The sequence below is a fragment of the Rhodococcus sp. GXMU-t2271 genome, from assembly GCF_041414735.1.
Classification (GTDB): domain Bacteria; phylum Actinomycetota; class Actinomycetes; order Mycobacteriales; family Mycobacteriaceae; genus Rhodococcus; species Rhodococcus indonesiensis.
The window spans coordinates 28,983-42,970 of sequence record NZ_JAUIZP010000051.1; the positions used below are offsets into that span (position 1 = coordinate 28,983).

Here is a 13,988-nt window from a genome sequence, read left to right on the forward strand (position 1 = left end):
CGAACTGATCGCCGACCTCGGCTCGGGCAGCGCGGACTAGTCCCGGCCCGAGACCGCAACCGAATCGCAGCCGCAGCCGCAGGATCTCCTGCCGCCGCGGCTGCGTTCGGGTGAGGGGCGACCGGGTCAGACCGCGACGGCCGGGGCGGCCGCGCGCTTCGCCAGCCGCGCCGCGATCGCCGCGCACACCAGCAGCTGGATCTGGTGGAACAACATGAGCGGCAGGACGATCAGCCCGATCGGCTGGCCCGGGAACAGCACCGTCGCCATCGGCAGGCCCGTGGCGAGCGACTTGGTCGAACCGCAGAACAGGATCGTCGCGCGGTCCTCGTAGGCGAAACCCAGGCGCGGTGCGCCGAACCACGTGATCGCCAGGACCAGAGCGAGCAGCACGAGGCACACGCCCGTCAGGGCGAGCAGCCGCCCGAGCGACAGGCTCGACCAGATGCCCTCGTTCATGCCGCGGCTGAACGCGACGTACACGACGAGCAGAATCGAGCCGCGGTCGACGATCTTCAGCGGCCTGCCGTGCCTGCCGACCCATCCGCCGATCCAGCGGCGCAGGAGCTGGCCGGCCACGAACGGGACCAGCAGCATGAGCACGATGTCGAGCACCGCCGAGGCACTGAACGTCACGCCCTGGGTGGTCATCGTCAGCGCGACGAGCAGCGGGGTGGCGACGATGCCGAGCAGGCTCGAGGCACTGGCGGAGACGACCGCGCCCGCGATGTTGCCGCGGGCCACCGAGACCAGCGCGATCGACGACTGCACCGTCGACGGCAGCAGGCACAGGTAGAGGACCCCGAGATACAGCGGCTCGGTCAGGACGGTCGGCACCAGCAGCTTCGTCGCCAGCCCGAGCAGCGGGAACAGCGCGAACGTGGTGGCGAGGATCGTCAGGTGCAGGCGCCAGTGCCGGAGGCCCTCGAGTGCCTCGCGCGTGGACAGTCGTGCCCCGTAGAGGAAGAACAGCAGACCGATGGCGATCTTCGCGGCCCACGTGAAGATGTCCAGGGCCGTGCCCGAGGCCGGCAGCAGTCCCGCGACCGCGACGGTGGTGAGGATGCCGACGAGGAACGGGTCGAGGCGACCGAGCACGGGAATCCTGGAGAACATGAGTCGACGCTAGGACACCGCCGGGGCGAGCCGACACCCGGTGTGGGAAGCGTGCACCCTCTCCGACGTTCCGGAGCGGGTGCACGCTTCGTGGAAGGGGTGCAGGCTCGCCGTCACTCCGGCAGCAGCATCCACAGCGCCAGGTAGACCAGGGCGGCGCCGCCTCCGGTCACGAACGCGGCGACCACCACGCCGGCACGGACGAGGTTGACGTCGATGCCGAAGTACTCGGCGAGACCGCCGCACACACCGCCGAGCATGCGCTGCGAGCGGGAACGGGCGAAGGGACGGGGAGCGGGGGTGTTGTTCTCGAATGTCATGCGACAAGAGTGCCGCCGCGGGCCTGCCCGCCACATCGGGTGACGCCCCGATTCCGACCCTGATCTTTCGTCTCGGGGTGCGTCCTCAGCGATTCTTGGCGAGCGTCTTCTTGAAGACCACCAAGGGCAGCAGCATCCGGGCGACCAGCGCGACGGCCCACACGATGACCGTCGCGAGGATCCAGGTCGCCGCGCCACGGATCTGCAGGCCGTCGCTGACGAGGGAGGTGACGATCAGCGCGACCAGCGTCGAGACGAGCGCGCTGCTGCCCAGGAGTGCCGGGGTCTTGGTGACCGCCAGCTGGCGCAGCAGCGGGTCGACGAGCATCGCCGTCACGGTGAACAGGGCGACGGCGATGACGAAGGCGACGCCGTCGAGCGACATGCCGGGCAGGACCCAGGCGCCGACGAGCAGCGCCAGTGCATTGGCGAGCAGTGCGACGACCGCGGACGCGAGCAGACGGACCATGCCAGGAGAGTAGCCTCCCGAGCCGGTCGGTGAACCGGAAAGACGATCGGGCGGGCCGGAATCCCGGCTCGCCCGATCGTCGGCGAGAACTCGTCAGTTGCAGACCACCGTCAGGCCCACGCCTTGCCAGATCGGCGTCTCGACCCGTTCGAACTCGTTCTTCTCGTGGTCGTACTGCATGTCGACCTCGGTGCGGTAGCCCCGGTCGCGCTGGCCGGTGACGTGGCAGTGTCCGGACGCCGCGCCCGCGCGGTTGACCACGTTGTACGGCACGCCCTGCGCCTCGAGCGTGGCCCGGGCGTGCTGTTCGCTCATGCCGACGACGTTCGGGGCCGGCCGGGCCGCCGCCGTCCCGGCGCCCGGCAACACCGCCGCCCCGGCGCCCAGCAGCACCGCCGCGCACCCGGCGGCGATCGAGGCGCGCATCGAACGTCCTGAGCGGCGCGCGGTTTCGGGTACGACGAGGGAACTGCTCGAAGTGCATGTCATGCCGTCGAGCGTGCCGGGCGCAGGACCGGTTCCACATCGGGTGACGCCCCGATCCGCACCCTGAACTTCCGTCTCGGGGTGCGCACCGACGAGGCTCCGTAGGATCTGGGCATGGCCGGACCGACGCGGGTGGCGCTCGCCCTGGGCAGCGGGGGCGCCCGCGGCTACGCGCACATCGGCGTGATCGAGGCGCTCGAGGAACGCGGACTCGAGATCGCCGGCGTGGCAGGCTCGTCCATGGGCGCGCTGGTGGGCGGGTTGTACGCGGCGGGCAAGCTCGACGACTACACCCGCTGGGCGACGTCGCTGACACAGCTCGACGTGCTGCGGCTGCTCGACGTGTCGCTGTCCGCGCCGGGCGCCATCCACGCCGAGAAGATCCTCGACAAGGTGCGCGAGATCCTCGGCGACACGCCCATCGAGGGGCTGCGGATCCCGTACACGGCCGTCGCGACGGACCTGGCCGCCGGACGATCCGTCTGGTTCCAGCGCGGCCCCGTCGACGTGGCGATCCGCGCATCCATCGCGATCCCCGGCGTGATCACCCCGTACGTGCTCAACGGGCGGGTGCTCGCGGACGGCGGGATCCTCGATCCGCTGCCGCTCGCCCCGATCCTCGCCGCGGGCGCCGACGTCACCATCGGTGTCAGTCTCGGGGCCGAGGAACGCGACGTCGAGGGCGGGGCCCCGGCCCACGCGAGCGCGGAGCCGCGACCGGTCGACGAGTGGATCGGCCGATTCCGCCGCAGCGCCGCGCAACTGCTCGAGCGGGACGTCGTCCGCACGATGGTGGGTCGATTCGGCGGTGGACCGGTGGCGCGCAGCGACGCCGCGGAGGACGTGGCCGCCGAGGCCGTCGAGGCCACCGACGATCCGGTGCCGGTCCCGAAGCTCAGCCGCTTCGAGGTGATGAACCGCTCGCTCGATCTGATGCAGTCGGCCCTGGCCCGCTACCAGCTCGCCGGGTACCCGCCGGACGTGCTCATCCGGATCCCCCGCAAGTCGGGTCGCAGTCTCGACTTCCACCGCGCGGCGGAGATGATCGCGCTCGGGCGCAGCCTCACCGAGTCCGCCCTCGACGCCGCGGGACTCGGTACCGCGCCGGCCGCCGAACCGCCTGACCCGGACACCGGAACCGCTTAGGCTGAGCCGGTGGAGACCGTACCGATCCAGCTGCCGGGCGGCACGACGACACCCGTTCGCCTGTTCCCCGGTCCGGAACAACCGGCCCGCATCGACGCGCCGCGGCCCGTCGTCGTGATCCTGCCCGGCCTCGGCATTCCGGCGGGCTACTACGAGCCCTTCGCCGACGCCCTGACCGCGCACGGGTTCGACGCCGCGCTCTGCGAGCTACCCGGACAGGGTGACAGCCGGCCCCGCCCCGGACCCGACAGCGACTACGGCTACCAGGAACTGGTGGCCGTCGACCTGCCGGCCATGCTGGAGGTGGTGCACGAGCGGTTCCTCGACTCCACCCCGTACCTGCTGGGGCATTCGATGGGCGGGCAGCTCGGGGCGCTCTATGCCGCCCGCAACCCCGGACGGCTCGGCGGGCTGGTCCTCGTCGCCGCGGGGACCCCGTACTACCGCCACCACGCGGGTATCCGCGGGCCGGGTCTGCTCCTCGGGTCCGCGGCGATGTCGATCACCGCGAGCATCGCCGGGTTCTGGCCGGGCGACCGGCTCGACGTCGCCGGTTTCGGTCGCCAGTCCCGGCAGCTCATCTCGGACTGGGCGCGCCTGGCCCGGAGCGGGCGTTTCGAGCCCCGCGACGCCGACGTCGACTACGAGCAGCGGCTCGCCGAGCTGAAGCTGCCGGTCCTGTCCGTCACCGTCGAGGGCGACGACCTCACGCCGGTCGCCGCCGCCCGGCACCTGCTCGAGAAGATGCCGGGCGCGGACGTGACGACGTGGCACCAGTCCCGGCCGCTGGGGCACAACGGCTGGATTCGCGACAACACGGACACCGTCGACCGCGTCGCGGCCTGGCTCAAGGACCGGTGAGCCCTACCCGGACAGCATGCGTTCGAGGAACGTGAACGTCAGTGCCGCCTTGAAGGCGGCCTGGGCGTTGTCCGCGGCGCCGCCGTGGCCGCCCTCGATGTTCTCGTAGTACCAGACCTCGTGGCCCTGTTCCTCGAGCCGGGCCACCATCTTCCGGGCGTGTCCGGGGTGCACTCGGTCGTCGCGCGTCGAGGTGGTGATCAGGATCGGCGGGTACGCCGCGTCCGGGGCGGTGTTCTGGTACGGCGAGTACTCGCGCAGGTAGGCCCACTCGTCGGGATCGTCGGGGTCGCCGTACTCGGCCATCCACGACGCTCCGGCGAGCAGGAGGTGGTAGCGCTTCATGTCGAGGAGCGGCACCTGGCACACGATCGTTCCGAACAGTTCGGGGTAGCGGGTGAGCATCACCCCCATGAGCAGGCCGCCGTTGCTCCCACCCTGGATGCCGAGACGGTCGGCGGTGGTGATGCCGCGCGCGACGAGATCTCGTGCCACCGCGGCGAAGTCCTCGAACACCCTGTGCCGATTCTCCTTCAGCGCCTGGGTGTGCCACTGCGGCCCGTACTCGCCACCGCCGCGGATGTTGGCGATCACGTAGGTGTAACCGCGTTCGAGCCACGCCAGGCCCACGCCGCCGCTGTACGCGGGCACCATCGAGTTCTCGAATCCGCCGTAGCCGTACAGCAGGGTCGGAGCGGGGGACGAGGTGTCGCGGCCGACGACGAAGTACGGGATCCGGGTCCCGTCGTCCGATGTGGCGAAATGCTGTGTGACGGTGATGTTCTCGGCGTCGAAGAACGCCGGTGCCTGCTTGATCGACTCCAGCGGCCCGCCGACCGTGCCGGACAGCAGCGTCGCGGGCACGGTGAAACCGCTGGAGTTGAGGAAGAATTCGTCGCTCTCGAGCGGGTCGACGTCGATCACGGAGGTGGTGGTCGCGGGCGGCACGTCGTCGACGGGTCGATCGGTCCACCCGTCGGCGTCCGGGGTGAGCACCCGCACCTCGGTCTGCACGTCGCGCAGCACGACCGTCAGCAGGTGGTTGCGCGTCCAGGCGTACTGTTCCAGCGAGCTGTGCGCGTCCGGCGCGAACAGCACCGTCATCTCGCGCGACCCGGCCAGGAAGTCCGGGTAGTTCGCGGCCAGCAGGGTGCCCGCCGGATGTCCGAGCCACGGTGACCGGGTCCGGATCAGCAGGTGGTCGCGGTACACGGAGACCTTCGCATCGTCCGGGGCCTCGATCCGGACGAGTTCCCCGTCGGGCCGCAATTCGAACCGGTGCGACGTGTAGAAGTCGATGGCGCGCTCGACGAAACTGCGCTCGAAACCGGGAGTGCGGTCGTACCAGGCGGAGACGGCGACGTCGGACTTGTCGCCCTCGTACACCGTCTCGGCCTCCGTCAGCGGCGTACCGCGGCGCCAGCGCTTGGCCAGGCGCGGATACCCGGAGTCGGTGAGCGAGCCGTCGCCGAAGTCGGTACCGACGTACACGGTGTCCGCATCGATCCAGCCGATGTCGGTCTTCGCCTCCGGCACCGTGAAACTGTCCGGCCCGTCGACGAATTTCCTTGACTCCATGTCGAACTCGCGGATCACGGTGGCGTCGGCGCCGCCGCGTGACAGGCCGATCAGGGCCCGGGACTGGTCGGGTCGCAGCACCTGCGCCCCCGACCACACCCAGTTCTCGCCCTCCGCCTCGGCGACCGCATCGAGGTCGACCAGCACGTCCCAGTCCGGTTCGTCGCGCAGGTACTGCTCCATGGTGGTCCGCCGCCACAGGCCGCGCACGTGCCGGGCGTCGCGCCAGTAGTTGTACAGGTACTCGCCGCGGCGACGCGCGTACGGAATGCGCGCGTCGGTGTCGAGCACCTCCCGGATCCGGGACTGCAGCGTCTCGAACGCCTCCGTGCGGGTGTACTCGTCGACGGTGCGGTCGTTGTGCGCGCGCACCCACCCGAGCTGCTCGTCGCCGGTGACGTCTTCGAGCCAGAGGTGCGGGTCGTTCGTGTCGTCGGCCATAGGCAATTCTTACCCATCCGGGCCGGGACGACCCGGCGGGGACCGCGGGCGCGGCTTCCGCGCCGCACCCGCCACACTGGCGGCATGCAGCTGCATCCCTCCGACGCCCTGCGGGACTGGCTCGACGACCGTGTCCGCAGCGACCAGTTCCTGCTGTTCTGTTTCGAGGGGGAGGCCGGCGACCCGGACGCCCTGGTGACCGAACTTCGGCAGCGGGCGTCGGCCGTCCCCGAACTCCGGCTGCGCGCCGTGCCGGTGCCGGGGGGTCTGGACTACCCGTACTGGGCGGCGGGACTCGTCGGTGCCGACCGGTTCGTCGTGCACCGGCTGCCGGATCCGTCCTGGCCGGGAGTGCAGCGGGCCGTCGGTGAACTGCTGACCGACCGGCTCGACATCACGGCCGCGCCGTGGCGATTGCACTTGCTGGCCGGCGTGACGGGGGCGCCGCGCTGCGCCACGACCGCAACCGTTGTCGTGCTGCAGGTTTCGCATGCCTTCGCGGACGGGATGCGCGCGTCGGCCCTGGCCCGGGCGCTGCTGTCCGAGCCCGGTCCGACCGCCGACGGTGCCGAGACCGGGCCGGAGGCGCCGTCGGTGCCGGCGATGCTGCTGCGGGCCGTGACCCGGGTGCCGATCCAGCTGGGCGCACTGCTGGTGACGGGGGTACGCGCGGGCCGCGCCGAGCGGGACCTGGCCGATCCGGCCGTCCCGTCGCCGGCCCCGGGATGCCCGCTGAGCGCCGTGAACACCGATCCCGGCCCGCGGCGTGCGGTGCGGACGATCGTGTGCCCGGCGACGGACCTGCGCACGGTGGGGACCGTGACCGTCGGTGCGCTGACCGCGATCGCGTCCGCGCTCCGCGAGTTCCTCGGCGACTTCCCGGCCGACCGGCTCGGCGCGGAGGTGCCGGTCTCCGTCGCCCGAAACGGGATGGCGCGCAACTCCTACCGCAGTGCCGGCGTCCGGCTGTTCGCGCACGTGGACGATCCTCGGGAACGTGCCGCGGCGATCGCCGCCGACCTGGCGCTGCGGCGACGACGGCTCGCGCATCCGGCCGTGGATCTCCGGGACCGTCCGTTCACGCACCTTCCGGCGCCGCTGTTGCGGTTCGGGCTCGCTCGCGCCGACCTCGGTGCGGTGCCGCGGACCGTCACCGGCAATACGGTCGTGTCCAGCGTGTACCGCGGCGCGGAGGATCTGGTACTCGGCGGGGCCGCCGTGCGCTTCACCGCCGGATTCCCGGGGTTGTCGCCGGTCATGGGCCTGACCCACGGCGTGCACGGAATCGGCGACGTGGTCACGTTGTCGATCACCACCAGTCCGCAGGTGATCGGGCCCGGAGAGCTGGACCGGTACGAGGCGTTGCTGCGCGAGGCCCTCGCGCAGGTCGCGCGGGCGTAGGCAAGGCGTACCCGGAGGCCCCGAGATGCGGGCGAGCAACTGCTTGGTTCGGGACGGTTCCGGCGGTAGCGTGCCGGTCGGAGCCGGATCGACGAGGGAGTGGCGATGGGCGTGTACGCGGTGACCGGGGCGGCGTCCGGCATGGGCGCGGCGAGCGCGGACCGGCTGCGGGCCGCGGGCCACACCGTGATCACCGTCGACCTGAAGGAGGGCGACGTCGTCGCCGACCTCGCGACCCCGGCGGGGCGGGCCGCGGCGGTGCGTCAAACCCTCGAGCGCGCCGGGAACCGGCTCGACGGTGCGGTGCTCGCCGCGGGTCTCGGCCCGGTGCCCGGCAAGGAGCAGACCCTCGCCCAGGTCAACGTCCGGGGCGTGATCGAGTTGCTCGAAGGATGGCGCCCGGCGCTCGCAGCGGCCGGGAACAGCAAGGTCGTCGTGTTCGGGTCGAATTCGACGACCACCACCCCCGCCGTGCCCATGTCGGCGGTGCGGGCGTTCCTCGCCGGCGACCTCGACAAAGGGGTGCGGCGGGCGGGACGGATCCGGCCCGCGGCCGCTCCCTTCACCTACGCCGCGTCGAAGATTGCCGTCACCCACTGGGTGCGCCGGAACGCGGTGACCCCGGACTGGGCGGGGGCGGGGATCCGCCTGAACATCCTCGCGCCGGGCGCGGTGGCGACCCCCCTCCTCGACACCCAGCTCGCGAGCCCGGAGGGTGACCGGGTCCGGAGTTTCCCCGTCCCGATCGGCGGGTTCGGCGAGCCGGACCGGATCGCCGAGTGGGTGGAGTTCATGCTGTCCCCGGCTGCCGACTTCCTCGTGGGCTCGGTCGTGGTGGTCGACGGCGGCAGCGAGGCGTGGTTCCGCGCCGTCGACTGGCCGCGACCGGTGCCGGTGCGGAAGGTGCTGCGCTACGTGCGGCGGATGCGGAGCTTCCGCCGCTGACCGCGGGCTGCGCATACGGTTTCCGCCCCGTTCGACCCCGTGTGCACGCCCGATTCGTGCCCGGTGCCGGGACTACCGGCGAGTAACCGGACCATCCGCAGACACGCCGGAGCGGCAGGTCTACGCTGTTTGTTCGTGACCTCACACTATGACGTCGTTGTCCTCGGAGCCGGTCCCGGTGGGTACGTCGCTGCTATCCGCGCGGCACAGCTGGGCCTGAGCACCGCCATCATCGAGAAGAAGTACTGGGGTGGTGTCTGCCTGAACGTGGGCTGCATTCCCTCCAAGGCGCTTCTCCGCAATGCCGAACTGGCGCATCTCTTCACGAAAGAGGCCAAGACGTTCGGCATGTCCGGGGACGTGTCCTTCGACTTCGGCGCGGCCATGGACCGCAGCCGCAAGGTCGCGGACGGCCGCGTCAAGGGCGTGCACTTCCTGATGAAGAAGAACAAGATCACCGAATACGACGGTGCCGGCTCGTTCGTCGATGCCAACACCATCTCGGTCGAGCTCAACAAGGGCGGGACCGAGACGGTCACCTTCGACAACGCGATCATCGCGACCGGGTCGGTGACCAAGCTGCTGCCCGGCACGCAGCTGAGCGAGAACGTCGTCACCTACGAGGAGCAGATCCTCACCCGCGACCTGCCGGGCTCGATCCTGATCGTCGGCGCCGGCGCCATCGGCATGGAGTTCGGCTACGTGCTGAAGAACTACGGCGTGGACGTCACCATCGTCGAGTTCCTCGACCGGGCGCTGCCCAACGAGGACGCCGACGTCTCCAAGGAGATCGCGAAGGCGTACAAGAAGCTCGGCGTGAAGATCATGACCGGGGCCGCGGTGCAGTCCATCGACGACGACGGCAACAAGGTGACCGTCGCGATCAAGGACAACAAGTCGGGCAACGTCGAGTCCGTGGTCGTCGACAAGGTCATGCAGTCCGTCGGGTTCGCCCCGCGGGTGGAGGGCTTCGGCCTCGAGAACACCGGCGTCGAACTCACCGACCGGGGCGCGATCGCCATCGACGACGTGATGCGCACCAACGTGCCGCACATCTACGCCATCGGTGACGTCACCGCCAAGCTCATGCTCGCGCACGTCGCCGAGGCGATGGGCGTGGTCGCGGCCGAGACCATCGGCGGCGCCGAGACCCTCACCTTCGACGACTACCGGATGATGCCGCGCGCGACGTTCTGCCAGCCGCAGGTCGCCAGCTTCGGCCTGACCGAGCAGCAGGCCCGCGACGAGGGCTACGACGTCAAGGTCGCCACCTTCCCCTTCACCGCGAACGGCAAGGCCCACGGCCTCGGCGATCCCAACGGCTTCGTCAAGCTGATCGCCGACAACAAGCACGGCGAGCTGCTCGGCGGCCACCTGATCGGCCCCGACGTCTCCGAGCTCCTGCCCGAGCTGACCCTCGCGCAGAAGTGGGACCTGACGGTCAACGAACTGGCCCGCAACGTCCACACCCACCCGACGCTGAGCGAGGCACTGCAGGAGGCCATCCACGGCCTCGCAGGCCACATGATCAACTTCTGATCCCAGCGCGTCGAAGATCCTCCGCGCGGGCAGATCCCCGCTCGGATGTACCGGCCTCAGCCCGCGGTGACCGAAACGTCGCCGCGGGCTGTCGTCGTCTCGGGAGACAAAACCTGATTGGATACCCGTGACGCGGGGTACGTTGTCGGCATGGCAGAACGGGGTGCGCGTCCCACGGTGCATCCGGTGCGCAAGATGATGTTGCGCGCCGTCCGACACCTCTTCACTCCTCTCCGGCCCGACGACTACCTCGAGATGATCAATCCCCTGTGGACCACGAGGGAGTTGCGGGGCCGGGTCGAGCGGGTGGTGCCGGAAGGGCCCGACGCGGCGTCCGTACTGATCCGTCCCGCGTACGAGTGGCGCGGGCACCGCCCCGGTCAATACGTACGACTGGGCGTGATCATCGACGGCGTCTACCACTGGCGCGCCTACTCGCTGACCTCCGATCCCGATCCCGAGGACGGACTGATCAGCGTCACCCCGAAGGTGGTCGAGACCGGCGTGGTCTCGCCGTACCTGGTGCGCCGCATCCGGCCCGGCGACGTGGTGCGGCTCGGCGAGGTGGAGGGCGTGTTCACCCTGCCCGATCCACTGCCGGGGAAGATGCTGTTCGTCAGTGCCGGCAGCGGCATCACCCCCATCATGAGCATGCTGCGCAGCCTGGACCACCGCGATCGCCTCGACGACGTCGTCCTGGTGCACTCGGCCCGCACCGCCGACGAGGTCATCTTCGCTTCCGTGCTGCGCGACCTCGACGCGCGCCGCCCCGGCTTCCGGCTGGTGCTGCGGCTCACCGCGGAGCAGGGCCGCATGACCCCGGCCGATCTGGACGAGCTGTGCCCCGACTGGCGGGAGCGGGAGGCGTTCTGCTCGGGCCCCGGCGACATGCTCGACGCATTCGTCGAGCACTGGAACGAGCACGGTGATCCGAAGAAGCTCCACATGGAGCGTTTCCAGCCGATCATCGGCGGGAATGCGGGATCGGGTGAGGGCGGCACGGTCCACTTCCTCGACAGCGAGGCCGACGTCGAATGCGACGGCGGCACGCCGATCCTGGTGGCGGGCGAGAAGGCGGGTCTGCAACTTCCGTACGGATGCCGGATCGGGATCTGCCACACCTGCGTGGGCACGCTGCGCTCCGGCAAGATCCGGGACCTGCGTACGGACGAGGTCGCGGAACCCGCCGGCGCTGCGGTCCGCACCTGCATCCACACCGCCGAGGGCGACATCGAAATCGAGCTGTGAACGGAAGGAACGCGAGATGACGACGGAGATCGAGAGTCCACTCGCGCATCTGAGCGAGGAAACGCTGGACGCACTGGCGAAGGAATTCGACGCCATCCACGACAAGGTCTACTCCGAGCTGGGGGAGCGCGACCGTCGCTACATCAAGACCGTGATCGCGACGCAGCGACAGCTGGCCGTCGCCGGCCGGGCCCTGCTGCTCGGTTCGGCGTCGAAGTCGGCCTGGGTCGCGGGCACGGCCTGCCTCGGCATGGCCAAGATTCTCGAGAACATGGAGATCGGCCACAACGTCATGCACGGGCAGTGGGACTGGATGAACGACCCGGACATCCATTCGTCGGTGTGGGACTGGGACACCGCCTCGACCGCAGCGGGCTGGAAGCACTCCCACAACTACATCCACCACACCTTCACGAACATCCGCGGCAAGGACAAGGATCTCGGGTACGAGATCATGCGGATCGATCCGCACCAGAAGTGGCACCCGGTCTACCTGGCCCAGCCGTTCTACAACGTGCTGCTCATGGCGTTCTTCGAGTGGGGGGTGGCGCTGCACGACCTCGACCTCGACGCGCTGTGGGCAGGGGAGAAGACGCCGGGGCAGGTGCTCGAGGAGCTGAAGGGCATCGCCGGCAAGGCGCGGCGGCAGTTCGTCAAGGACTACGTGGGCTGGCCCCTGGTCTCGGCCGGCGCGTTCGCGGCCGCGGCGCTGCTGTCGGGCGGACGGATCCCGCAGCCGCGGACCTCCCGGATCGGACGCCGGCTGCGGGGCCTCGGCCGTCTCGGGCGCGGTGGTGCTGCCCCGCGGGCCGACGCCGTCGCCGACGTGCTCGACAAGGTCCTGCCGGGGGTGGAGAAGACGTTTCTGGCGACCCTGGCGGCAGACTTCACCGCCAACATCATCCGCAACGTGTGGTCGCACGCAATCATCTTCTGCGGCCACTTCCCGGATCAGACGTACACCTTCAGCCGGAAGGAAGTGGAGAACGAGAGCCGCGGCGGATGGTACGTCCGTCAGCTGGTCGGCGCGGCCAACATCGAGGGCAGCCCGCTGTTCCACGTCATCAGCGGAAACCTCGGCTACCAGGTCGAACACCACCTCTACCCCGACATGCCCAGTACCCGGTACTCCGAGGTGGCGCCCGCGGTGAAGGACATCTGCGAGCGGTACGGGCTGCCGTACAACACCGGGCCCCTGTCGAAGCAGTGGGGCACCGTGCACCGGACGATCCTGCGTCTCGCCTTCCCCGGCGGCAAACCGCGGCCGAAGCCGGGACCGTACCGCAGCGCGGACGATCCGTCGGCGGCAGCGCCGAGCGAGGCGGCCCGCTTCCGCAGCCGGCTGCCGGCAGACCACCCGGCTGCCGGTCCGGAGCACGAGCACGGCGGTGTGGAGGTCGAGCCGCCGCCGCGCTGACGATCCCGGATCCGCGCGCGCCTTCGGAATCCGCTCACGACGCGGCATGGGCGGATTCCGAAACACCGTGGGAATCCCGGTTGTCCACAGGCAGCGGCTTCATCCCCAGATGCGCCGGTCCGCGCATATTCCGACCGCGGCCGCCCGAGGTGTGCGTCACCCTCCTTGCATGACCGATCCCATCGCCATGACGAGACAGGACCTGCTGACGCAAGGCATATCGGACGACCGGATCCGGGCGGCGCTGCGTGCCGGAGACCTCGTCGCGCTGAAACCCGGCGTCTACCTGGACCGAACCGACGTCGCGTCCCTCGACGACGTGGGCCGCCACCGGGTCATGGCGCGGCACTTCGGCGCGGGTCTGCGGCCCGGGGATGCGCTCAGCCACGTGTCGGCCGCCGTCCTGCTCGGCCTGGACGTGTGGAACGTGGACCTGCGCCGGGTGCACGTCTCGCGGACATCTGCGAGTGGGCGCAAGGCCACATACCTCCATGTGCATGCAACCGACTGGCGCGACGGCGACGTCGTCGTAATCGACGGCGTCCACGTCACCTCCGTGGCGCGGACCGTCGTCGACCTCGGGCGGTCGCTGCCGCTCGACGAGGCGGTCGTCGCCGGGGACTCCGGACTGCGTGCCGATGCGTCCGCCCGCGACCGGTTGCCCGCAGTTCTCGCCGCGGCACGTCACCGCACCGGGGTATCCCGGGCCGCCGCCGTCGTGGACCTGCTCGACGGACGGAGCGAGAGTGTCGGGGAGTCGGTGTCGCGCCTGCGCATGGCGCGATTCGGTCTGCCGGTACCTGCCCTGCAACACGAGGTCGTGGCTCGGGACGGGCGCCGGTACCGCGTCGACTTCTTCTGGGAATCGCAGGGCGTCGTCGGCGAATTCGACGGTGCCGGGAAGTACGCCGACCGCCGCGACCTCGTCGCCGAGAAGCACCGCGAGGACGCTCTGCGGGACCTCGGCTTCGAGGTCGTGCGGTGGACCTGGGCCGACCTGGAGCGGTTCGAGGTCGTCGCC

General features: G+C 70.4%; 13 protein-coding genes. 7 read left to right on the forward strand and 6 right to left on the reverse strand.

Annotation, left to right across the window (positions count from 1 at the left end; translation table 11 throughout):
• Positions 1 to 126: 126 nt before the first annotated feature.
• The 4 genes from QYS60_RS18985 to QYS60_RS19000 form a co-directional block, all read right to left on the reverse strand.
• Entirely contained in the window at positions 127 to 1,116 is a 990-nt protein-coding gene (locus QYS60_RS18985) for a bile acid:sodium symporter family protein (protein WP_040782943.1), read from the reverse strand.
• Between the two features lie 113 nt (positions 1,117 to 1,229).
• On the reverse strand, positions 1,230 to 1,436 hold the full coding sequence (locus QYS60_RS18990) for a PspC domain-containing protein (RefSeq protein ID WP_003937438.1): 207 nt from the start codon (positions 1,434 to 1,436) through the stop codon (positions 1,230 to 1,232).
• Positions 1,437 to 1,521: 85 nt separating this feature from the next.
• The gene (locus tag QYS60_RS18995) at positions 1,522 to 1,905 is read right to left on the reverse strand and encodes a phage holin family protein (RefSeq protein WP_003937439.1); all 384 of its coding nucleotides are present in this window, start codon (positions 1,903 to 1,905) and stop codon (positions 1,522 to 1,524) included.
• A gap of 93 nt (positions 1,906 to 1,998) precedes the next feature.
• The gene (locus QYS60_RS19000) at positions 1,999 to 2,331 is read right to left on the reverse strand and encodes a PASTA domain-containing protein (RefSeq protein ID WP_003937440.1); all 333 of its coding nucleotides are present in this window, start codon (positions 2,329 to 2,331) and stop codon (positions 1,999 to 2,001) included.
• Positions 2,332 to 2,505: 174 nt separating this feature from the next.
• Between QYS60_RS19000 and QYS60_RS19005 the strand changes: the two genes are divergently transcribed.
• Both QYS60_RS19005 and QYS60_RS19010 read left to right on the forward strand, forming a co-directional pair.
• A complete protein-coding gene (locus tag QYS60_RS19005; RefSeq protein WP_371383946.1) occupies positions 2,506 to 3,537 on the forward strand; it encodes a patatin-like phospholipase family protein in 1,032 nt (343 codons plus the stop codon).
• Between the two features lie 9 nt (positions 3,538 to 3,546).
• On the forward strand, positions 3,547 to 4,398 hold the full coding sequence (locus QYS60_RS19010; protein ID WP_371383947.1) for an alpha/beta fold hydrolase: 852 nt from the start codon (positions 3,547 to 3,549) through the stop codon (positions 4,396 to 4,398).
• Positions 4,399 to 4,401: 3 nt separating this feature from the next.
• On the opposite strand, the gene QYS60_RS19015 is transcribed toward QYS60_RS19010, so the two are convergent.
• A complete protein-coding gene (locus QYS60_RS19015; protein WP_371383948.1) occupies positions 4,402 to 6,417 on the reverse strand; it encodes a prolyl oligopeptidase family protein in 2,016 nt (671 codons plus the stop codon).
• An 84-nt stretch (positions 6,418 to 6,501) separates the two neighbouring features.
• On the opposite strand from QYS60_RS19015, the gene QYS60_RS19020 reads away from it, so the two are divergent.
• From QYS60_RS19020 to QYS60_RS19040, 5 genes are all read left to right on the forward strand, one after another.
• Positions 6,502 to 7,818: a wax ester/triacylglycerol synthase domain-containing protein gene (locus QYS60_RS19020; protein ID WP_371383949.1), complete on the forward strand. Its 1,317-nt coding sequence runs from the start codon at positions 6,502 to 6,504 to the stop codon at positions 7,816 to 7,818.
• A gap of 105 nt (positions 7,819 to 7,923) precedes the next feature.
• On the forward strand, positions 7,924 to 8,763 hold the full coding sequence (locus QYS60_RS19025) for an SDR family oxidoreductase (RefSeq protein ID WP_371383950.1): 840 nt from the start codon (positions 7,924 to 7,926) through the stop codon (positions 8,761 to 8,763).
• A gap of 135 nt (positions 8,764 to 8,898) precedes the next feature.
• Positions 8,899 to 10,302 carry a dihydrolipoyl dehydrogenase gene (gene lpdA / locus QYS60_RS19030; protein WP_003937446.1) on the forward strand — a complete coding sequence of 468 codons (1,404 nt, stop codon included), beginning with the start codon at positions 8,899 to 8,901 and terminating at the stop codon, positions 10,300 to 10,302.
• Between the two features lie 150 nt (positions 10,303 to 10,452).
• Complete coding sequence (locus QYS60_RS19035; protein WP_371383951.1) at positions 10,453 to 11,550, forward strand: ferredoxin reductase; 1,098 nt, start codon at positions 10,453 to 10,455, stop codon at positions 11,548 to 11,550.
• A gap of 16 nt (positions 11,551 to 11,566) precedes the next feature.
• A complete protein-coding gene (locus QYS60_RS19040; RefSeq protein ID WP_371383952.1) occupies positions 11,567 to 12,967 on the forward strand; it encodes a fatty acid desaturase in 1,401 nt (466 codons plus the stop codon).
• A 34-nt stretch (positions 12,968 to 13,001) separates the two neighbouring features.
• Here QYS60_RS19040 and QYS60_RS19045 read toward each other — a convergent pair whose 3' ends face one another.
• On the reverse strand, positions 13,002 to 13,514 hold the full coding sequence (locus QYS60_RS19045) for a hypothetical protein (protein ID WP_371383953.1): 513 nt from the start codon (positions 13,512 to 13,514) through the stop codon (positions 13,002 to 13,004).
• Positions 13,515 to 13,988: the final 474 nt, after the last annotated feature.

Bases quoted from the DNA above. Each gene is read 5' to 3' on its own strand.
- QYS60_RS18985 (WP_040782943.1), bottom strand. From the start codon at position 1,116: ATGTTCTCCAGGATTCCCGTGCTCGGTCGCCTCGACCCGTTCCTCGTC.
- QYS60_RS18990 (WP_003937438.1), bottom strand. From the start codon at position 1,436: ATGACATTCGAGAACAACACCCCCGCTCCCCGTCCCTTCGCCCGTTCC.
- QYS60_RS18995 (WP_003937439.1), bottom strand. From the start codon at position 1,905: ATGGTCCGTCTGCTCGCGTCCGCGGTCGTCGCACTGCTCGCCAATGCA.
- QYS60_RS19000 (WP_003937440.1), bottom strand. From the start codon at position 2,331: ATGCGCGCCTCGATCGCCGCCGGGTGCGCGGCGGTGCTGCTGGGCGCC.
- QYS60_RS19005 (WP_371383946.1), top strand. From the start codon at position 2,506: ATGGCCGGACCGACGCGGGTGGCGCTCGCCCTGGGCAGCGGGGGCGCC.
- QYS60_RS19015 (WP_371383948.1), bottom strand. From the start codon at position 6,417: ATGGCCGACGACACGAACGACCCGCACCTCTGGCTCGAAGACGTCACC.
- QYS60_RS19020 (WP_371383949.1), top strand. From the start codon at position 6,502: ATGCAGCTGCATCCCTCCGACGCCCTGCGGGACTGGCTCGACGACCGT.
- QYS60_RS19025 (WP_371383950.1), top strand. From the start codon at position 7,924: ATGGGCGTGTACGCGGTGACCGGGGCGGCGTCCGGCATGGGCGCGGCG.
- QYS60_RS19035 (WP_371383951.1), top strand. From the start codon at position 10,453: ATGGCAGAACGGGGTGCGCGTCCCACGGTGCATCCGGTGCGCAAGATG.
- QYS60_RS19040 (WP_371383952.1), top strand. From the start codon at position 11,567: ATGACGACGGAGATCGAGAGTCCACTCGCGCATCTGAGCGAGGAAACG.